The sequence below is a fragment of the Pyruvatibacter mobilis genome (assembly GCF_012848855.1).
Taxonomy (GTDB): Bacteria; Pseudomonadota; Alphaproteobacteria; order CGMCC-115125; family CGMCC-115125; genus Pyruvatibacter; species Pyruvatibacter mobilis.
In genome coordinates this window covers 2,021,924-2,041,110 of record NZ_CP051630.1, presented here as the reverse complement: position 1 = coordinate 2,041,110, position 19,187 = coordinate 2,021,924, and the positions used below count along the sequence as shown (strand labels likewise).

Below are 19,187 nucleotides of genomic sequence, written 5' to 3'. Positions count from 1 at the left end.
ATGTCGACATTCAAGTCCGACCTGACGGCCCTTCTCCCCAATCTGCGTGCCTTCGCGCGCTCCCTGTGCGGCGATGGTGTCTGGGCCGATGACCTTGTCCAGGAAGCGGTGATGCGCGCCTGGGCGAACCAGGACAAATACCAGGAAGGGACCAACCTCAAGGCGTGGCTGTTCACCATCCTGCGCAATCACTTCTACAACGAGGTGCGCAAGAACAAGCGCTACCAGGATGTGGGCGACGGTGAGACCGCGCCGGAAAACGCGGTGCACGAGTCGCAGCTCAGCAGCCTTCACCTGAAGGATCTGGTCCGCGAACTGGGCAAGCTGCCGCCGGACCAGCGCGAAGCCCTGATCCTCACCTCGGTTGATGGCTTTTCCTATGACGAGGCGGCTGATATCTGTGGATGCGCAGTCGGCACCATCAAGAGTCGTGTCGCCCGCGCGCGTCGCGAGCTTGAAGCGCAGCTTGACGGGGCGGACATCGGTCCGGCCGCGGCCGGCGCCATGTCATCCTCCGGCCCGGACGGCAAACTCGTAGCCCGCGGATAGGAATGACGTGCCTGACCTGAAACTCGGTGAACAGGCTGCCCGGCCGCTGGAGGCGATTGATTCAGTCCGGACACGCCTGTCCACCGTGCTGGCGCTGTCCATGCTCCCCGTCCTCGCCTTCGGGATCGCGAGTGCCGTTTCCCAATATTACGACCGCAGCGAAGCCGTGGAGCAGCAGCTCCTCGGCAAGGCGGAGCTCGTCTCCAAGGAACTGCAATCGCTCTTTCTCGGCGCCAAGCAGGTGCTCGAGATCGCCCGCACCCAGCCCGGCGTGAAGAACAATGTCGAGCCCGCCTGCTCGCGCTTCCTGCAAAGCACCATCGCGGGCCTGCCCCACATGGGCAATATCGCCACCATCTCCCCCGCCGGTGACGTCCAGTGCAGCGCACTGCCGGCGGACCAGCCGGTCAACGTCTTCGGCGACCAGTGGTTCCGGTCCGTTAACGCGCGGAAGGACTTTATCGTCGGTGGCCCGATCCTCGGTGAGCTCAGCGGCGAGGTGATCATCGTCGCAGCCGAACCCCTGTCGCCGGAAGGCAATATGGAAGAGGGCGTCATCAGCCTGTCGATCCGCACCGACTATATCGGCGAGACGCTGGATATCGGCGATGGTGATCAGGAACTCGAACTGTTCCTCATCAATCTCGAGGGCCGGTCGCTTCTCCCCGGCCAGCAGCGCCGCAAGCTGCCCCCGAAAAAAGTGCTGACGACATATCTGACCGGCGACCGCGGCATCCTTTCCACCACGGGCGATGACGGGAAGGACAGGCTCTATGCCTCCATCCGCCTGGACGAGAGTGATGTCTATGTGGTGCTGGCGCGCCCGGCCCTGTCCGCAAGCCTGCCGGTTCTCACCGAGCTTCTGGCGGATGTCGCCGCCTTGCTCGTCCTGTTCGCCGTCACGCTTCTCATCGTCTGGCTGGCGACCGAGCGCATGTCCATCCGCTGGGTCAAGCATCTGCGTGCCGTTGCCATCGCCCAGCGCCGCGGCATGTCCACGGTGCGCGCCCGCGACCTCGAAAAGGCGCCCATCGAATATCGCGAGCTTGGCGAAGCCTTCAACTCCATGGCGGATGCTATCGAGCGCCGCCAGGCCAGCCTTGTTGAATCCATCTCCGAGCGCGAGCGGCTGCTGCGTGAGATCCACCACCGGGTGAAGAACAACCTGCAGATCGTCATCAGCCTGTTCAATCTCAACGCCCGCAATACCGAGGATGAGCACGAGCGTGCCCAGCTGCGCGACATGCAGGTCCGCGTCGAGAGCCTGGCCCTGGCCCATCATGCGGCCTATCAGTCCGGCGACATGCAGCTCATGCCGATGGATGAGTTTCTGCCGTCCCTGATGGAGCATGCGCGCGTGATGCTGGAGGACGAGGACTGCCTGTCCCTGCGTCCGATCCAGACGGACGCCTTGCGCCTGCCCATGGATCAGGCAGTTCCGCTGGCGCAGATCATCCTTGAGGTCATCTCGTTCCTGCGCAAGACGGCCGACGTCCCGACCGAACTCGACATCTCCCTGCGCCGCGACCGCCCCGGCTGGGCGGTCCTGTCCCTGACGACCGAAACCGAGCCGCAGGAAGACTGCGAGCCGGCGCCGGTGAAAAGCAAGGAAGAGGAAGATCGCCGCTTGCGTCTGAGCCGTTCCCTTGTCAGCGCCTTTGCGCGCCAGCTCGGCGGCCATCTCCAGGCGGCAACGGATCTCAGCGAAGTGGTGCTGGACCTGCCGCTCGATGAAGACGACGTGATCTGATCATTCTTCTCGTTCCAGCCCTGCGGCCGCAGTCCTGAGGCCCCGCGCCTCTCTATCGTCCACTTCCGCAGTAACCGTCGCGACCCGACCGCTGCACTCTTGGCAGGTGGGGCAGGGCGTCAGCTGCGCGCAGCGCAGTCGCTGCTCCTCCACACATCGCGCAACAAAAAAGAGGTGGGATTTCTCCCACCTCTTTCCTGGATACGCGGGTGTGACCGCTGTTACTTCATCTCGGCCTGCGCCTCGATGTTGTAACGGAAGGACGGCATGTCCATCAGCTCCTTGGCGGTGGTGTTCATCACCAGCGCACCTTCGGAGTCGCCCTGCTCGAACTGCAGTTCGTTGACATGCACGGCCGTCAGCTCGCCGCCGAAGCCCAGCACGCCGCCGCGGGCCAGCACCAGGTGGCTCACCTTGCCGTCGCGCGAGATAAGGGCGTCGCGCACGGTGGCGATCTCTTCACCCTTGGCGTTGACGACGTTCTTGCCGATCACGTGGTCCTCAAGGGTAAGACCCTCGTAAGCGTCGGCATCAGCGCGGTACTCGGCCTTGGCGTCATAGCGCTGCTCGGCGATCTCGGCCATCTGCTCTTCGCTCAGGCCCACATAGCCCGACAGGTTGCCGGCATTGTCACGGTTGAAGGTGATCGAGCCGGTGGTCATGGCCGCATCATCGGCACCAACGCCGAAGAAACCGCCTTCGCTGACCAGGAACGCATTCACGTCACCTTCGGCGTTGATCCACACATCGTCGATGCGGGCAACAACGTCACCTTCAGCACCATAGATGGCAGAGCCGATCAGGTCGTTGGCGCTGTAGCTGTTGGCTTCCGGCGTCACATAGGTGGTGTCGGCAACCTCAACTTCTTCCAGGCCGTTGGTCACGTACTGGGCGGCATCGGCGATGGCGTCGCCGGTGGCCTCAAGCGCGTCGCCGGCGGCATCGGCAGTGTCCTCGGCAGCATTTTCAACAGCCGTGGCAGCCTCTTCATAGGTGATTTCCTCCGGCGACCCTTCGGTCACATCCGGGGCGCCAGCGGCATGGGCCGTACCCATCATCAGGGCCAGGGCGGACACACTCATCATCAAACGACGCATAATAGTCTCCTCTTTCTGTGGAGCGGCGCGCGTGGGCGCTGCATGGCCAGTTAACCCGGCGCTGACACAGATGTTCCGCGTCTGGAGCAAATCGTCCATCCGCCTTTGGCCGCGCCTGCCGGATGGCCCAGGCCGCGAAAAATCCATGCGCTCAGTAGGGCAGGGGGCCTGAACCATCCCCGTGCGCGTCTCTGCCGCACCCTCGCCGGACACCCCCGAACCCCTCCTGTGGCAGCCGGCTGACTGGACAGAGGCAGCGCCCGAATTGGTGCATCTCCGCCGCACCGGGCGCGGCAAAACGGGGCATGCCCCATCGACCCTCTTGTAAATGCAAGTGACTCGCAATATAAGCCGCTCCATACCCCGCATGACGGATCGGAAATTCCGCACAAAACTCCCGATCTTTATTGCGAGTGAGTCTGACTATGATATGCATAGATACCGAAGGGGGCCTGGGGACCATGGCACTGACACAAACCGACCGCGCGGGCCGCAGCCTGCGCACCATGATGCGGAGCGGCACCAGCCTGTCTGGCGCCGGTGCCGTGGCGCTTGCACTGCTGCTGCCGGCAACGGCGCTGGCCGCGGACGCGGAAGAGGCATCCGTCAATGCGGCGCCCATCAGCGTCACCGCAACCCGCACCCCCATGGAGGCATTTAGCGTCCCCGGCCAGGTGACGGTGAAGGGCGCGCAGGAGATCGAAGACGAGATTCCCGCAAGCCTTGATGACCTGTTCGACGACATCCCCGGTGTCTCCAGCTTCGGCGGCCCGCGCCGCACCGGCGAGGTGCCGACCATCCGCGGCTTCTCCGGTCCGGACGTGATCGTCACCCTCGATGGCAGCCGCCAGAACTTCGTGTCCGGCCATGATGGTCGCGTCTTCATCGACCCGGCTTTCATCGGCGAGGCGGAAATCGTGCGCGGCTCCAGCTCAGCGCTCTATGGCTCCGGCGGCACCGGCGGCGTCATCGCCCTGCGCACGCTCACGGCGGAAGACCTCCTGCGCGACGGTGACACCATCGGCGGCCGTGTCGGCCTGTCCTACCGCACCGGCAATGACGAGTTCGCCCAACGCCTCATCGGGGCCTGGAAGCCGAACGACATGACCGACATCTCCGGTGGCGTGGTGCGCCGCCGCTCCGATGATGTGCGGCTCGGCAACGATGTGAAGCTCGACAGCGAAGACGACATCCTGTCCGGCTTCCTGCGCGGCACCTTCCGCACGGAAACCGGCGCCGGCATCAAGCTCGGCTGGAACCGTTTCCACAATGACGCCAAGGAGCCGAACAACGGCCAGGCCCTCACCGGCAACATCGCCGAGAAGGAAATCGATTCCGAAACCTTCAATGTCGGCTTCTTCTTCAATCCGGAAAACAATCCGCTGCTTGATGCAAAGGTGGATGTCTACCGGTCCAAGAACGCCGTTGATGAAACCGACGAGACCGGCACCAATGCCGGTGTGCTGCAGGAGCGCACCGTCGAGACCTTCGGCTTCAATGCCGACAACACCTCCCGCTTCGCCATCGGTGAAGCCGTCGATGTCGCGCTGACCGCGGGCATGGACTATTACCGCGAGGAGGCCGAAGGCGCCCTCGGCGGCGGGGCCCGCAGCGGCGTCGTCTCCGGCGATCAGGAGTTCTACGGCTTCTTCGTCCAGTCCGCCTTCAGCTTCTACGATGTGCTCGGCCTCGAAGGCTCCGAGTTCACCCTGACGCCGGGCGTGCGCTACGACCGCTTCACCAGCAAGATCGCCGCCGGCGGCTCGCAGGGCGACAACCAGCTTTCGCCGAAGGTTAGCGCCCGGTTCGCGCCGGTCGAGTGGGGCTTTGTTTATGGTTCCTATGCCGAGGCCTTCCGCGCCCCGCGCCTCGACGAGCTGTTCCCCACCGGCACCCACTTCCCGGTGATCGTCGGCGGCGCGCCCGTCGGCTTTAACACCTTCATTCCGAACACGACGCTTGAGGCCCAGTCCACCGACACGTGGGAAATCGGCGCCGGCATCGAGTTCGATGATGTCATCGACGACGGTGACATCTTCCAGGCCAAGCTGGGCTACTACTCCACCGAGGGCGAGAACTTCCTCTCCACCGAAGTGATCCAGACCGCCGACACCACCAACCCGCAGTTCTTCCCGGCCCCGTTCCTGGTGCCCGGGTTCACCTGCCGGGCCTTCGTGTCCATCACCGTCGATCCCACCGGCTGCGGCGGCACCACCCAGATCGTCAACATTCCGAAGGCGGAGCTTGACGGCGTGGAGCTGGAAGCAACCTACGACGCCCCGCGCTTCCGCGTGAAGCTGGCCGGCGCCACCATGGACACCAAGAACAAGCAGACCGGTGATCCCATCGGCATTGAGCAGCCCGACCAGGTTACCGCTGACCTGCGCCTGAAGCTGCCGGAAGTCGACAGCTATGTCGGCTGGCAGGCCACCTTCGCCGACGACCATGACGGCGGCTCGGTGACGACCAATGACCGGGATTCCTACCAGCTGCACGAAGTCTATGCCCGCTGGCGCGCCCAGGAAGGGGCGCTTGCAGGCTTCAGCATCGGCGTAACCGCCGAAAACCTGTTCGATGAAGAATACCAGCGCGTCGCGTCTGACACGCTCGAGGAGGGCCGCTCCGTCCTCGTCGATGTCAGCTACACGATGTCCTGGTAAGCGCCAGAAAAAGGATGAGCGCCATGACCCGCCTGACCAAGGACGAGCTCTTTACCAAGATTGAAGACACCCGCGCCGCAACGCCCAAACTGCGTGCCCGCGACGTCGCCGAGAAACTCGGCATCTCGGAAGGCGAGCTGGTCTGTGCAGGCCTGGGACGCACCGCCACACGCCTCAAGGGGCCGTGGTCGGAAGTGATCACCGGGCTGGGCAATCTCGGCGAAGTCATGGCGCTCACCCGCAATCATGCCGTTGTGCATGAGAAAGTCGGCGAATACGCCAATATCGAGTTCAGCGCCCATGGCGGCATCGTGCTCAACCACGATATCGACCTGCGCCTGTTCCTCTCCCATTGGCATTTCGGGTTTGCCGTCTCCGAAGACACCCGCTCCGGCCCGCGCCGCAGCCTCCAGTTCTTCAACCGCGACGGCGTTGCCGTCCACAAGGTCTATCTCCGCGAGGGCAGCAATGCCGAGGCCTATGACGCCCTCGTCGCCCAGTTCCGCCACGAGGATCAGGATAGCCTGATCGAGACCTCGCCCGTGCCCGCCCCGGCGGCAGACCGTCCGGATACGGAAATCGCCCGGGATGACATGCTGGCTGACTGGGCAGCTCTCAAGGACACCCACGATTTCTTCCCGCTTCTGCGCAAGCACAAGGTGGGCCGCCAGCAGGCCCTGCGCCTTGCCGAGGGCCGCTTCGCCCAGCGCGCACCGGTTGATGCCGTCACCCGCGTGCTCGAAGCCGCCTCCGCGTCCGGCGCCCCCATCATGGTGTTCGTCGGCAGCAAGGGCTGCATCCAGATCCACACCGGCCCCGTCTCGCGCATCGAGCCCATGGGCCCGTGGATCAATGTGCTGGACGAGGGCTTCAACCTGCACCTGCGCACCGATCTCGTGGCCGATGCCTGGGTCGTCCGCAAGCCAACTGAAGACGGAGACGTGACCTCGGTCGAAATCTATGACGCCGCCGGTGACCTGATTGTGCAGTTCTTCGGTGAACGCAAGCCCGGCATGACCGAGCGCGACGACTGGCGGTCGCTGGTCGCCGAAGCCGTTCTCGGCCAGGGGGTTGCTGCCTAGTGTCCCTCTCCGGTTCCATGTCCTTCTTCATGTCCCGGCGCGTCCGGTCAGCACTCGCAGGCGTTCTTGCTGCGGTCCTGACCGGTGCCGGGCCCCATGCCGTGGCCGCCGAAGCACCAGAGCGCATCATTTCCGTCGGCGGCGCCGTCACGGAAACGCTCTTTGCCCTCGGCCTGGGCGACCGGATCGTGGCGGTGGATTCCACCAGCCTCTACCCGGCCGAGGCCACAGCCTTGCCGCAGGTGGGCTATCTCCGCCAACTCTCCTCCGAGGGCGTGCTCGCCCAGCGGCCGGACATGGTGCTGCTTGGTGAAGGCGCAGGCCCTGCCTCCGCCGTCGAGCAGATCACCAATTCGGGCCTCGCCGTCGAGAACATCGCCATAGGCTGGTCGCCTGAGAGCGTCACCACCATGATCCGCAAGGTGGGTGATGCTACCGGTGCCGGTGACCGGGCCGGCACCCTGGCGGACAGCGTCGCCGCTGATTTCGCAGCCCTCGCTGACGCGGTCCCCCAGGAAGACGGGCCCACAGTCCTGCTGGTCATCAGTGCCGGCGCAGGCCCGCTGCTCGGCGCGGGCACCCATACCGCTGCAGAAGTGGCCATTTCTCTTGCCGGCGGCCGCCTCGCCTTGCCCACGCTTGAAGGCTACAAGCCGTTGTCCCTCGAGCCCGTCCTGGCGGCGGACCCGGACTACATCATCGTCCCGAGCCATGTGGTCGAAATCCTCGGCGGCATGGACGGCCTGCGCGAGCTGGATGTCATCGCCGAAACCAATGCGGGCCGCAACGGCCGCATCATCATCGCTGACAGCCTCTACCTTCTCGGCTTCGGCCCGCGCGCGCCGCAGGCAGCGGCGGATCTCGCCCGCATCTTCCATCCGGACGCGGACATTCCGCTTGAGAGCGCCGGCGGCGACCACCCGCTCATTCAATTGGCGAAGTAATGGCAAGCACCCACACATGGCAGGGGACCGGCCAGCACCCGGATGAAGGCGCGGATATGCCGGCCGGCGTCCTGCTGCTGCCCTTCCTCCTCATGCTGGCCATCGCAGGCGCCATCGCCGGGCTCACGCTCGGCTCGGCCGACCTGTCCCTTGGTGTCCTGCTGCGTGAGTGCTGGCTGCTGGTCACAGGCGCTGAGCCCGCCGACCGCATTGCCCACACGGTGCTTTTCGATATCCGCGCCCCGCGCGTCATCCTCGCGGTCTTTGTCGGGGCCACGCTGGCGGTGTCCGGCGCAGTGCTCCAGGCCCTGTTCCGCAACCCGCTGGCAGAGCCTGCCGTCATCGGCGTCTCCGCTGGCGCAGGCGCTGCGGCAGTGGCCACCATCTCCTTCGGGGGTGTGGTCGCCGTTGGCTCAGCTGCCATCCTCTATCTCATGCCGGTCTCGGCATTTCTCGGCGGCCTTGTCGCCACCCTCGCCGTCATGGCGGTTGCGCGCGTCGGCGGGCAGACACCGGTGCTCACCATGCTGCTGGCCGGCATTGCGGTAAACGCCATCGGCAGCGCCCTCATGGGCCTCATCATGTTCCTCAGCAATGACGAGCAGTTGCGCGCCATCAATTTCTGGATGCTGGGCAGTCTCGGCAGCGCCACCTGGGCCGCCATCATCCCGGCGCTCCTGTTCATGAGCCTCGTGCTCGCCCTCGTTCCGGCCCTTTCGCGCAATCTCAACCTCATCCTCCTCGGTGAGCGCGAGGCCGCCTCCCTCGGCCTCGAGGTCGAGAAGTTCAAGAACATGGCAGTCGTCCTGGTGGCAGCCGGTGTCGGGGCCGCCGTTGCGGTCAGCGGCATGATCGGTTTCGTGGGCATCGTCGTGCCGCACCTCCTGCGTCTCGTGCTGGGGCCGGATCACCGGGTGCTGCTGCCCGCGTCCATGCTGGGCGGCGCAGCGCTTCTTCTGTGGGCGGATGTTGTCGCCCGCGCGCTGGTCCCGCCGTCAGAACTGCCCATCGGCATTCTCACGGCGCTCCTGGGCGCGCCCTTCTTCCTCTGGCTCCTGCGCCGCGCGGGACGGGACGGCTCCGCATGGTGATGTTGAGCGCAGACAATGTGTCGATCGATCTCGGCGGCCGGCGCGTGCTCGATGCCCTGTCGCTGGATGTGAAACCCGGTGCCGTCACAATCATCGTCGGCCCCAATGGGGCGGGCAAGTCCACGCTCCTGCGGGCGCTCAGCGGCGAGCAGGGCATAGCCGACGGTGAAGTTGTCATCGGGAGCACACGGATCACCGACATGTCGCCGTCGCGGCTGGCGCGCAAGCGGGCGCTGATGCCGCAGCACGCCTCCCTCAGCTTCCCCTTCAAGGTCCGCGATGTTGTCGCCATGGGCCGCGAGCCTTTCCGGCATTTCACCGACCCGGACGCCGACAGCACCGCCATCGACTGGGCGCTTGAGGTGACGGACACCCGCAAGCTGGCAAACCGCCCCTATACGCGCCTGTCCGGCGGTGAACAGCAACGCACCCAGCTTGCCCGCGTCCTGGCGCAGACCTGGCGTCAGCCCGGCGACATCACCCCGCGCTTCCTGCTGCTGGACGAGCCGACCGCAAGCCTAGATCTCGCCCACCAGCACGCCACCCTGCATCTCGCTGGTGAGCTGGCGGGCCAGGGCGCCGGTGTCGTCGCCGTGGTGCACGACCTCAACCTCGCAGCGCTTTACGCGGACACGGTCGCCGTTGTGTCCCACGGCAAGCTCGCAGCGCTCGGTCATCCTTCTGATGTGCTCTTCCCAGATCTCATCCAGACCGTCTTCGGCCTGACGGTGCGCCGCATCCACGACGCGGAATGCGGCCGCCATCTCATCCTGCCCACCGGCCATCATGCCGGTGAGGCCGATATCCCGGACCAGAAACCTGTGAGGGTAGCCGCGCAATGACCGACACTCCCGCACCCGCCATCGATACCGCCCCGGCTCCTGCCAACACCGCTCCTGCCAACACGATGCCCGCAAACACAGCGCCCGTTGACGCAGGCCCGGTTGATCCGGCCGCGATCGATCCCGCAGCACTCGAAGCTGCGGCCGCCACCCCGGATGCTCCCGCCTCCACCCTGGATGCCGTCATCAGTTTCCTTGATGTCGGCGGCCCGGTCCTCTGGCTTCTCGGCATCCTGTCCGTGGTGACGCTTGCGCTGATCCTCGCCAAGTTCCTCCAGTTCTCGACCGCCCGCCTCAATGGCCGCAAGGGCAGGGCGCCGCTGGCCGCCATCGCCACCGCCACGACCGAAGCCTATTCGGCAACCGGGGCCGACAGGGCACTGGCCGCTGATGCGGGCCGCCGCCTGGCCCGCCGGATCATGCAGCCGCTGGAAGGCGGCCTCGCCACTCTCGGCATGATCGCCATGCTCAGCCCGCTGATCGGCCTGCTCGGCACGGTGCTGGGCATGATCGATGCCTTCCAGGCGCTGGAGACAGCCGGCAGCACGGTTGATCCGTCGCTCCTGTCCGCCGGCATCTGGGTGGCGCTGCTCACCACCGCCGCAGGCCTCGTGGTCGCCATCCCGGCCACCCTCGGCCATGGCTGGTTCGAGGGCCGCCTGTCCCGCTTCGCCGACGATGCCGAATGCACCATCGGCGACACGGTGGCGCATCTGGCCCCGGCAAAGCCCGACCTGCGCCTGGCAGCCGAGTAACCGGCCCAGGCCTCGAACACGGCACACACCGCAATGGAACCGCTGACACAGCCCATCGGCCGCCATGGCCGCACACGCGTCGTGCTGAGCCTCACGCCGTTGATCGACGTCGTGTTCATCCTGCTTGTCTTCTTCATGCTGGTATCCCAGTTCGCCCGCTGGCAGGTGATCGATGTCACTCCCGTCTCGGCAGGAGAGGGCACCGGCTCCGGCAAGCCGCCCATCGTGCTGGTGATGGAGACAGGCGGCATGATCGTGATTGGCGGTGACCGCGTTGAAACACCCGCATCCGCTCTTGATCTTGTCATGGCCCGCCGCACCGAGGGCCAGTCCGTGCTCATTCGTCCGGCTGCGGATGTTGCCGTGCAGCCGGTGGTCGATCTCGTTGAAACGCTGGCCGCAGGCGGCATCACCGCCGTATCGGTCGAAGCGGGGCCGCAGCCATGACCACTTTGCGCACCCGCAAGCCGCATCACGCGCCCGATGGCACCCTGCCGCTGATCAATATCGTGCTGCTCCTCGTCCTCGCCTTCATGATCGCAGGCACCGTCACGGCCCCCCTGCCTGAAGGGTTTGAGCCGCTGATCTCTTCGGAAGGCACACCGGAACAAACAGGCGGCGACCCGCTGATCCTGTTCGTCACCCGTGCGGGGGACGTCCGTGCTCCCGGTGGTATTGTCTCGGCGGCTGAGCTGCCCGCCATTCTTGCCGGGGAGGCGGCCCGCACCCACGGCCTGACGGTGAAGGCCGATGCCCGCGCGCCCGCCGCCCGCGTCTTCGCGATCCTCAAGACCGCAAAGGACAAGGGCGTGACCGACGCCGTGGTGGTCACCATGGACCGCGTCGAATGACCGCGCAAAAAGCGCCGCCCGCCCGGTCACATGTCACGCCGCTGAAGCGCCTGTGGCCCTGGATGCTGGGCCTTGCCATCCTCGTGCACGCGGCACTTGCCGCCTGGGTGTTCGCCCTCGACACGGCACCGGACATCAAAGCAGGCGGCGGCGGCCGCGTGCTGGGGCAGATCAGCATGAACCTCGCGTCAGCGCCCCTGCCTGATCCCGACCCGGTCGAGGAACCCGACAGCCCGGTTGAGCCCGACCCTGTTATTGAAAAGGCACCGCCGGAGCCGAAGAAGCCTGCGACCAGGCCCAGGCCGGTGAAACCGAAACCGGTCAAGCTCAAGAAACCCCAGCCGCAGCCAAAAAAGCCGCAGCCGAAAAAGCCTGTGCAACAGGCACCCCGGCCCGCCCCGCCGGTGATCCAGCCCGAGACGGAAGCCGAGCCCGCCCCGGCCACGCGCGCCGCCGCGCCCACGCGGGGAGAAGGGGCCGCCGCCCCGACCGTCGGCCTCGGTGGCCAGCAGACGCGCACCGTGGACAATGATGCCGCTTATCTGGCTGACCTCCGTGCGCGGATTGAGCGCCAGCGCCGCTACCCTGCCGATGCCCGCCGCCGCGGCGATGAAGGCGTGGCCACCGCCGCGATCGTGATCGCGCCTGACGGCAGCCTGGCCTCGGTCTCAATCACGGGAACGTCCGGGTCATATTCCCTCGACCGCATGGCCAAGCGCATGGTCAGCCGGGCTGCGCCCTTTCCGCCGCCGCCCCGTGCGCCCTACCGGCTCAACCTGCCTATCGTTTTCAGCCTGGCTCACTAGGTGGGAGGCTACGACGCTGTGCCTGCCCGGTTTTTCGGCACGCACAAGGGGCATCTGAACAACAAACAGGCGCAGTCACCCCTCCGTATACGGTCTTTTGGCTGAAAAACCGCAGTGCACCGGCCTTTCCGCTGGCTGGCACGGCCTGTGCTTTGGTCGGGTCAGGCCACAACAAGGTGACCTTCACATATCGGGGTCCAAGGACGGACCCCGCCTGGCAACGCTGCCGATGATGTTCCTGCCCGCGGGTGTCCGCCGGGACGGGTCATCCATCGCGCAGCGTTTTTTGTTTCATGCGGTCAGGTCCGGGCAGGGCGGCCGCGTGATTGGAGTGGGGCAATGAACATGAAAAGACTGACTACCAAAGCCGGATCGCTGATAGCGGCAGGCCTTCTGGCCGCAACCGGCGGGGGATTTGTCGCAAGCGCGCAGGCCGCCGAAAGTGAGCGGACCGAACCCATCGTCACGCCCATCCTCGATACGCGGCTGCGCTACGAGCATGTATCGCAGGACGGCGTGCCGGAGGATGCCAACGCAGTCACCGCGCGTGTGCGCGCCGGCTTCAAGACGCGGCCCTACAAGGGTTTCTCCGTTCTGCTGGAAGCGGAAGTCGTGGACGGGCTCAACAACAGCTACAACTCCACGACCAATGGCCGCACCCGCTACCCCGTTGTGGCGGACCCGGACAATGCGGAGCTCAACCGCGCCCAGATCACCTATACCGGTATTGACGGCCTCAAGTTCATTGGTGGCCGCCAGCGCATCATCCTCGACAATGCCCGCTTCATCGGCAATGTCGGCTGGCGCCAGAACGAGCAGACCTTCGATGCGGCGCTGCTTCAGCTGACCGCGGTGCCGGACCTCACCGCCACATATGCCTATCTGGATTCGGTGCAGCGCATCTTCGGCAATGAAAGCCCCAATGGCAGCTTCGATGCCTCGGGCAGCCACGTGGTCAATTTGGCCTATAAGGGCCTGCCGGGCGTTGAACTCGGGGCCTATGGCTATCTGCTCGACCTTGATGAATCGCCCGCGCTCTCCACCCAGAGCTATGGCGTGCGCGCCAAGGGCACCTTCGATGTCACCGAGGACATTCCCATCACCCTGTCCGGTGAATACGCCATCCAGTCCGACTATGGCGACAATACCGGTGATTATGACCTCGACTACTACCTCGCCTCCATCGGCACCAAGGTCGGCGGGTTCGATGCATCGGTGAGCTATGAGTCGCTTGAGGGCGACGGCACCCGCGGCTTCAGCACGCCGCTGGCTACTCTGCACAAGTTCCAGGGCTGGGCCGATGTCTTCCTCGCCACCCCGGCAACCGGCATTGAGGATCTCTATGGCCGCATCGGCTATGCAACGGGCGAAGTCGGCCCGTTCAAGAAGATCGTCGCAGCCGCCATCTATCATGACTTTGAAGCCGAGACCGGCGGCGGCAGCCTGGGTGATGAGGTGGACCTGCTCCTCAAGGGCGTGATCAACAAGAAGCTCTCGGTCACTGCGAAATACGCGGACTATGACGGCCCCTCAGGCGGCCCGGCTGACCGCCAGAAGTTCTGGCTGCAGGTCGACTGGAAGCTCTGAGCCTAAGGGCCGTGCCTCGCACGCAGGCCCGTTTACCACGACACGCTGCAGGGCAGCGCTGCAATGCGCGGCCCTGCGGTTCTGCCTGTCCGCACGGTTCATGACCGGTGCCTGTCATGAGGGGACGCAAAGCGCTGATGCATTGCAGCCCGTGCGCGGAAACACTTGCACGCCCGGGGGCATGTGACGGATGATGAGCGCAAACAAGAACATGTCAGGAGGTTGCGCACGCACGGCAGGGCCGGACCTGTTGAGAATGAGCGCGCATGCCTGACACACCCGTTTCCATCGCCGTCATCGACCAGATGCCCGAACGCGCGGAGCTGATCCGCGCGGGACTGGGGGCTGCCGGCTATGAAAACGTCACCATCATTTCCGATACGATTGATCTGCTCGCCCGTATCGCCGTGCTCAACCCGTCGGTCATCATCGTCGATCTCGAGAACCCCAAGCGCGATACGGTGGAGCAGATGTTCCGCGTATCCCGCGAGGTGCAGCGTCCCGTCGTCATGTTCGTCGATCAGAGCGACCCGGACATGACCCAGGCCGCCATGGAGGCGGGCGTCAGCGCCTATGTGGTGGACGGCATGCAGCCTGACCGGATCAGGCCCATCGTCGATCTCGCCATCGCCCGCTTCAACCGCTTCCACGAGCTTGAGACCCGCGTCGAAGCGTTGTCCACCGAGCTTGAACACCGCAAGACCATCGAGAAGGCCAAGGGCATCCTGATGGAGCAGCGCGGCCTGAGCGAGAAGGACGCCTATGCGCTCATGCGCCGGGCCTCCATGGACCAGAAGCGCCCCATCGTCGAGATCGCCGACAGTATCCTCGTCGCGTCCCGCGTCGGTCTCTAATCCCTCCGTATACGGTTATATTCTGCTTGCCTGTTCCTTGGGCAGGTGCTGCCTGTTTGCGCAGCGCGCCGCGTGATCTTGCGTACCTGTTGAAGTCCGCATCGCCGCAAACCCGCGTGGTTGCGGCACTTCCGGCCAACGTCGGAGTCTGGCACGACCGTTGCTAAGGAGAAGGGCGGGCGCCTCAAGGTCGAGTGTGCCCCACCAGATACCGGGTCCAAGGGCGGGCCCCTGGAGCGAAGCCGCTTCCGTCTCGCATCTCTTCCATGAGGTGCGCTGAGGGAATGCGGCTTTTTTGTTGGGCAGCAGGCAGCGGGTCACAGGGCCCCATGCCTGTCAGCAGGAGCGTAGAACAATGAGCTTTGATCAGGACCCTTTTGATCCGAAGGCCAAACTGTGGGGCGGCTGTTCATGCGGCGGCCACCACAGTCAGGAAGACCATGACGCAGCGGTCGCCCGCCTCGAGGGCAAGGAAGATGACCCGGCGGAGGAGGTGACCTCCGAAGAAATCCTGTCCCGCCACGTCGAGTCCGCCGTCATGCAGGCCGTCTTCGGCACGGATATGGCCCGCCGCAGCTTCCTCACCGCCGTGGGCGCGGCAACAGCCATGACCGCCCTGAGCGACATCTTCCCCCTCGGTGCGGCAAAGGCTGTGGCGCAGGAACTTTCCGGTCAGCTTGAGAAGACCAAGCTGTCCGTCGGCTTCGTGCCCATCACCTGCGCGACGCCCATCATCATGGCCAAGCCCATGGGCTTCTATGAGAAGTACGGCCTCGACGTCGATGTCATCAAGACCGCCGGCTGGGCCGTGGCGCGCGACAAGTCCCTGTCCGGTGAATATGACGCGTCCCACATGCTGACGCCCATGCCGCTCGCCATCACTATGGGGGCGGGCTCCACCGCCAATCCGTGGACCATGCCGGCGGTGGAAAATATCAACGGTCAGGCCATCACCCTTGCCACCAAGCACAAGGACAAGAACGACGACCCGTCCAAGTGGAAGGGCTTCAAGTTCGCCGTGCCGTTCGACTATTCCATGCACAATTTCCTGCTGCGCTACTACGTGGCCGAGCATGGGCTTGATCCGGACACGGACATCCAGATCCGCGTGCTGCCGCCGCCCGAGATGGTCGCCAACCTCGCCGCCGGCAATGTGGACGGCTACCTGGCACCGGACCCGTTCAACCAGCGCGCGGTCTATGACGGCGTCGGCTTCATCCACAAGCTGACCAAGGAAATCTGGGACGGGCATCCCTGCTGCGCTTTCGCCGCCAGCCAGAAATTCGTCGATGAAATGCCCAACACCTTCATCGCGCTCTACAAGTCCATCATCGATGCCACGGCCTACGCGTCCGACCAGGACAACCGTAAGGAAGTGGCAGCCGCCATCTCGCCGAAGAACTACCTCAACCAGCCCACCACGGTGGTCGAGCAGGTTCTCACCGGCACCTTTGCGGACGGCCTCGGCGGTATCCAGAAGGTGCCGGACCGGATCGACTTTGATCCGTTCCCGTACCACTCCATGGCCATCTGGATTCTCACCCAGATGAAACGCTGGGGCTATATCTCCGGCGACGTGGACTACAAGGGCGTCGCCGAGCAGGTCTATCTCGCAACCGACGCCCAGAAGGTGATGACCGAAATGGGCCTCACACCGCCGGAGGCGACCTACGAGTCCTATGAGGTCATGGGCAAGACCTTCGACCCGACCAAGCCGGAGGAATACGTCAATTCCTTCGCGATCCGGAGGTCGTGATGCGCGTCGATGCTATCCCCATGACCTTGCGCGCAGCGCTTCTGTCCATGGTGCTGTTCGGGTGCTTCCTGTTCGCCTGGCAGCTACTCAGTGCCAGCGGACAGACAGAAGCACCTGTGGGGATGGACCCTGAGCTTGCGGCCCTTCTTGGGCCGCAGGCGAAGGGCGAATCCGCGTTCCCCGCCCCGGCTGAAGTCTTCGGCGAACTCAAGCGCCACGTCACCGACCCGTTCTATGACGCAGGCCCCAACGACAAGGGCATCGGCATCCAGCTGGCCTATTCGATCATGCGGGTGCTGGTGGGCTTCGGACTGGCCGCGCTGGTGGCCATCCCGCTGGGCTTCGTCATCGGCATGAGCCCGCTCCTGTTCAAGGCGCTGGACCCGTTCATCCAGCTTCTCAAGCCCATCTCGCCGCTCGCCTGGATGCCGCTTGCGCTCTACACGATCCAGGATTCCATGACGAGCGCCATCTTCGTCATCTTCATCTGTTCCCTGTGGCCGATGCTCATCAACACGGCCTTCGGCGTCGGCGCCGTGCGCACTGAGTATGTGAACGTCGCCAAGACGCTCGAACTCGGACCGTGGCGCACGGCCCTGAGCGTCATCCTGCCCGCCGCCGCCCCAACCATCCTCACCGGCATGCGCATTTCCATCGGCATCGCCTGGCTGGTGATCGTGGCCGCCGAAATGCTCGTGGGCGGAACAGGCATCGGCTACTTCGTCTGGAACGAGTGGAACAACCTCTCCATCACCAATGTCATCGCTGCCATCCTGTTCATCGGGGTGATCGGAATGGTGCTCGACCTGATCGTCGCCTTCTTCCAGCAGCGCGTGTCCTACGCGGACTGAAGGAGGTCCCATGAGCACCAAACTCATCAGCATCGAAGGCCTCGCCAAGCGCTACCCCAATCCGGGCGGCGGCGGCACCATGACCGTGTTCGACGACCTGTGGCTCGGCATCGAGGAGGGGGAGTTCATCTGCGTCGTCGGCCATTCCGGCTGCGGCAAGTCTACCTTGCTCAACATCCTGGCTGGTCTCGAAACACCGTCCGCCGGCGGCATCATCGTCAACGGCAAGGAGATTTCCGGCCCCAGCCTCGACCGCGCGGTCATCTTCCAGGGCCATGCCCTCATGCCCTGGCTGTCGGCACTGGGCAACATCGAGTTGGCGGTGAAGTCCCGCAACCCGTCCTGGTCGTCGGCACAGATCCGCGCGCACGCGATGAAATATCTCGAGCTGGTCAATCTGGGGGAGGCAGCGGACCGCAAGCCCGCCCAGCTCTCCGGCGGCATGAAGCAGCGCGTGGGCATCGCCCGCGCCCTGAGTCTCGAGCCCGACGTGCTGCTGATGGACGAGCCGTTCTCCGCGCTGGACGCGCTGACACGCGGCGGCCTGCAGGATGAGATCCTCGCCATCTGCGACGCCCGCAAACAGACCAGCTTCATGATCACCCATGACGTGGATGAAGCGCTCTACCTCGCCGACAAGATCGTGTTGATGACCAACGGGCCGGAGGCCTGCATCGCCGAGATCGTCGAGAACACGCTGCCGCGCGACCGTACGCGCGAGAGCATGTTCAAGCATCCGCGCTTCTATCCCATGCGCAACCACCTGATGGATTTCCTCGTCACCCGCTCCAAGAGCTTCACCGAGGAAATCGCCGGCACGGAGTTCGACAAGCGGCACCCGCCGGTCGTCTCGCCGGGCATCGGCGTCAGCGCCGTCCACCCGGTCGATACGGAAATCCCGGAGGCCACCTCGCCGGGAAAACCGCAAGCCCCCCGCCACATGGCCGGGGGCTGAAACGGCGCCGCAGCACCGCCCGCCGCAACCACGCACTCAAACGCGCAGTCTGACCGCGCATCCCCACGCAAGAAGGAGTCTCATCAATGGACCGCTACGCACTCACCCAGGCCATCGAAGATGCCATGGACGACAAGGGCCTTACCTATAAGGAAGTCGCCGACGGCGTCGGCATGTCGCCGGTGTTCGTCACAGCAGCCCTCCTTGGCCAGATGGCCCTGCCGGAAGACGCCGCCGCCAAGGCCGCCGACATGCTCGGCATCCCGGAAGCCAGGAAGGGCCTCGCCAAGATCCCGTCGCGCGGCTCCCTCGGCATGGATGTGCCCACCGACCCGCTCATCTACCGCCTCTATGAAATCGTCCAGGTCTACGGCACCACCTTCAAGAAGCTCATCGAGGAAGAGTTCGGCGACGGCATCATGTCGGCCATCGACTACGACATGGAAATCTCCCGCAAGCCCGACCCCAATGGCGACCGGGTGCAGATCGTGATGTCCGGCAAGTTCCTCAAGTTCAAGAAGTACTGACCGGACCCGTAAGTCCTTATGCCCGCATCGCATCACCCCGTGCATGCGGGTCCGCCCCGCCGGTGTCATGCCGGCGGGGTTTTGTTTTGGGGTGGGGGCGGGCGCTTGGAGCCCGCGACGCTGCGTAACCCTGCCCACTTGCCCCCCTTGGCCTGATGCGGTAACTCCCCGCAACGAATGGCTTTCCTGTCAGTGTTGGACATGGTGCGCGCCACCCCGCGCAGCCCGGA

18 protein-coding genes are annotated in these 19,187 nt (G+C 65.0%); 17 read left to right on the top strand and 1 reads right to left on the bottom strand.

The genetic code is table 11. The features are described 5' to 3' along the window. Together HG718_RS09510 and HG718_RS09505 are read left to right on the top strand one after the other, a co-directional pair. Entirely contained in the window at positions 1-549 is a 549-nt protein-coding gene (locus HG718_RS09510) for a sigma-70 family RNA polymerase sigma factor (RefSeq protein WP_027840051.1), read from the top strand. Between the two features lie 7 nt (positions 550-556). After that, positions 557-2,299 carry a histidine kinase dimerization/phosphoacceptor domain -containing protein gene (locus HG718_RS09505; RefSeq protein ID WP_160587290.1) on the top strand — a complete coding sequence of 581 codons (1,743 nt, stop codon included), beginning with the start codon at positions 557-559 and terminating at the stop codon, positions 2,297-2,299. 221 nt (positions 2,300-2,520) lie between these two features. Here the strand turns inward: HG718_RS09505 and HG718_RS09500 are convergent, their stop codons facing one another. Beyond that, a complete protein-coding gene (locus tag HG718_RS09500) occupies positions 2,521-3,396 on the bottom strand; it encodes a PRC-barrel domain-containing protein (RefSeq protein WP_160587291.1) in 876 nt (291 codons plus the stop codon). Positions 3,397-3,857: 461 nt separating this feature from the next. On the opposite strand from HG718_RS09500, the gene HG718_RS09495 reads away from it, so the two are divergent. From HG718_RS09495 to cynS, 15 genes are all read left to right on the top strand, one after another. Beyond that, entirely contained in the window at positions 3,858-6,056 is a 2,199-nt protein-coding gene (locus tag HG718_RS09495) for a TonB-dependent receptor domain-containing protein (protein WP_160587292.1), read from the top strand. A gap of 23 nt (positions 6,057-6,079) precedes the next feature. Further along, the gene (locus HG718_RS09490; protein ID WP_160587293.1) at positions 6,080-7,138 is read left to right on the top strand and encodes a hemin-degrading factor; all 1,059 of its coding nucleotides are present in this window, start codon (positions 6,080-6,082) and stop codon (positions 7,136-7,138) included. A gap of 29 nt (positions 7,139-7,167) precedes the next feature. Next, complete coding sequence (locus tag HG718_RS09485; protein ID WP_170080200.1) at positions 7,168-8,082, top strand: heme/hemin ABC transporter substrate-binding protein; 915 nt, start codon at positions 7,168-7,170, stop codon at positions 8,080-8,082. After that, the gene (locus HG718_RS09480) at positions 8,082-9,173 is read left to right on the top strand and encodes a FecCD family ABC transporter permease (protein WP_036263518.1); all 1,092 of its coding nucleotides are present in this window, start codon (positions 8,082-8,084) and stop codon (positions 9,171-9,173) included. The genes HG718_RS09485 and HG718_RS09480 overlap by 1 nt, the downstream gene beginning before the upstream one ends. After that, entirely contained in the window at positions 9,167-10,015 is an 849-nt protein-coding gene (locus HG718_RS09475; protein ID WP_205345653.1) for a heme ABC transporter ATP-binding protein, read from the top strand. Before HG718_RS09480 ends, HG718_RS09475 begins: the two co-directional genes overlap by 7 nt. Beyond that, positions 10,012-10,770: a MotA/TolQ/ExbB proton channel family protein gene (locus HG718_RS09470; RefSeq protein WP_160587295.1), complete on the top strand. Its 759-nt coding sequence runs from the start codon at positions 10,012-10,014 to the stop codon at positions 10,768-10,770. The genes HG718_RS09475 and HG718_RS09470 overlap by 4 nt, the downstream gene beginning before the upstream one ends. A 33-nt stretch (positions 10,771-10,803) precedes the next feature. After that, positions 10,804-11,217, top strand: coding sequence for an ExbD/TolR family protein (locus HG718_RS09465; RefSeq protein ID WP_160587296.1), 414 nt, complete (start codon positions 10,804-10,806; stop codon positions 11,215-11,217). Then, positions 11,214-11,621, top strand: a complete 408-nt coding sequence (locus tag HG718_RS09460) for a biopolymer transporter ExbD (protein WP_160587297.1) — start codon at positions 11,214-11,216, stop codon at positions 11,619-11,621. Before HG718_RS09465 ends, HG718_RS09460 begins: the two co-directional genes overlap by 4 nt. After that, the gene (locus HG718_RS09455; RefSeq protein WP_160587298.1) at positions 11,618-12,427 is read left to right on the top strand and encodes a TonB family protein; all 810 of its coding nucleotides are present in this window, start codon (positions 11,618-11,620) and stop codon (positions 12,425-12,427) included. Before HG718_RS09460 ends, HG718_RS09455 begins: the two co-directional genes overlap by 4 nt. 345 nt (positions 12,428-12,772) lie before the next feature. Next, positions 12,773-14,014, top strand: a complete 1,242-nt coding sequence (locus HG718_RS09450; protein WP_160587299.1) for an alginate export family protein — start codon at positions 12,773-12,775, stop codon at positions 14,012-14,014. A gap of 266 nt (positions 14,015-14,280) precedes the next feature. After that, positions 14,281-14,868: an ANTAR domain-containing response regulator gene (locus tag HG718_RS09445; RefSeq protein WP_160587300.1), complete on the top strand. Its 588-nt coding sequence runs from the start codon at positions 14,281-14,283 to the stop codon at positions 14,866-14,868. Positions 14,869-15,223: 355 nt separating this feature from the next. After that, complete coding sequence (locus HG718_RS09440) at positions 15,224-16,624, top strand: CmpA/NrtA family ABC transporter substrate-binding protein (protein WP_160587301.1); 1,401 nt, start codon at positions 15,224-15,226, stop codon at positions 16,622-16,624. Continuing rightward, a complete protein-coding gene (ntrB, locus tag HG718_RS09435; RefSeq protein ID WP_373868290.1) occupies positions 16,624-17,475 on the top strand; it encodes a nitrate ABC transporter permease in 852 nt (283 codons plus the stop codon). Before HG718_RS09440 ends, ntrB begins: the two co-directional genes overlap by 1 nt. Positions 17,476-17,485: 10 nt before the next feature. Then, the gene (locus tag HG718_RS09430; RefSeq protein WP_160587302.1) at positions 17,486-18,430 is read left to right on the top strand and encodes an ABC transporter ATP-binding protein; all 945 of its coding nucleotides are present in this window, start codon (positions 17,486-17,488) and stop codon (positions 18,428-18,430) included. An 86-nt stretch (positions 18,431-18,516) separates the two neighbouring features. Further along, the gene (cynS, locus tag HG718_RS09425) at positions 18,517-18,957 is read left to right on the top strand and encodes a cyanase (protein WP_160587303.1); all 441 of its coding nucleotides are present in this window, start codon (positions 18,517-18,519) and stop codon (positions 18,955-18,957) included. Positions 18,958-19,187: the final 230 nt, after the last annotated feature.

Excerpts from the sequence above, each read along its gene's own strand:
- HG718_RS09510 (WP_027840051.1), top strand. The coding sequence starts at position 1 with ATGTCGACATTCAAGTCCGACCTGACGGCCCTTCTCCCCAATCTGCGT.
- HG718_RS09500 (WP_160587291.1), bottom strand. The coding sequence starts at position 3,396 with ATGCGTCGTTTGATGATGAGTGTGTCCGCCCTGGCCCTGATGATGGGT.
- HG718_RS09495 (WP_160587292.1), top strand. The coding sequence starts at position 3,858 with ATGGCACTGACACAAACCGACCGCGCGGGCCGCAGCCTGCGCACCATG.
- HG718_RS09490 (WP_160587293.1), top strand. The coding sequence starts at position 6,080 with ATGACCCGCCTGACCAAGGACGAGCTCTTTACCAAGATTGAAGACACC.
- HG718_RS09485 (WP_170080200.1), top strand. The coding sequence starts at position 7,168 with ATGTCCCGGCGCGTCCGGTCAGCACTCGCAGGCGTTCTTGCTGCGGTC.
- HG718_RS09480 (WP_036263518.1), top strand. The coding sequence starts at position 8,082 with ATGGCAAGCACCCACACATGGCAGGGGACCGGCCAGCACCCGGATGAA.
- HG718_RS09475 (WP_205345653.1), top strand. The coding sequence starts at position 9,167 with ATGGTGATGTTGAGCGCAGACAATGTGTCGATCGATCTCGGCGGCCGG.
- HG718_RS09470 (WP_160587295.1), top strand. The coding sequence starts at position 10,012 with ATGACCGACACTCCCGCACCCGCCATCGATACCGCCCCGGCTCCTGCC.
- HG718_RS09465 (WP_160587296.1), top strand. The coding sequence starts at position 10,804 with ATGGAACCGCTGACACAGCCCATCGGCCGCCATGGCCGCACACGCGTC.
- HG718_RS09460 (WP_160587297.1), top strand. The coding sequence starts at position 11,214 with ATGACCACTTTGCGCACCCGCAAGCCGCATCACGCGCCCGATGGCACC.
- HG718_RS09455 (WP_160587298.1), top strand. The coding sequence starts at position 11,618 with ATGACCGCGCAAAAAGCGCCGCCCGCCCGGTCACATGTCACGCCGCTG.
- HG718_RS09450 (WP_160587299.1), top strand. The coding sequence starts at position 12,773 with ATGAAAAGACTGACTACCAAAGCCGGATCGCTGATAGCGGCAGGCCTT.
- HG718_RS09445 (WP_160587300.1), top strand. The coding sequence starts at position 14,281 with ATGCCTGACACACCCGTTTCCATCGCCGTCATCGACCAGATGCCCGAA.
- HG718_RS09440 (WP_160587301.1), top strand. The coding sequence starts at position 15,224 with ATGAGCTTTGATCAGGACCCTTTTGATCCGAAGGCCAAACTGTGGGGC.
- ntrB (WP_373868290.1), top strand. The coding sequence starts at position 16,624 with ATGCGCGTCGATGCTATCCCCATGACCTTGCGCGCAGCGCTTCTGTCC.
- HG718_RS09430 (WP_160587302.1), top strand. The coding sequence starts at position 17,486 with ATGAGCACCAAACTCATCAGCATCGAAGGCCTCGCCAAGCGCTACCCC.
- cynS (WP_160587303.1), top strand. The coding sequence starts at position 18,517 with ATGGACCGCTACGCACTCACCCAGGCCATCGAAGATGCCATGGACGAC.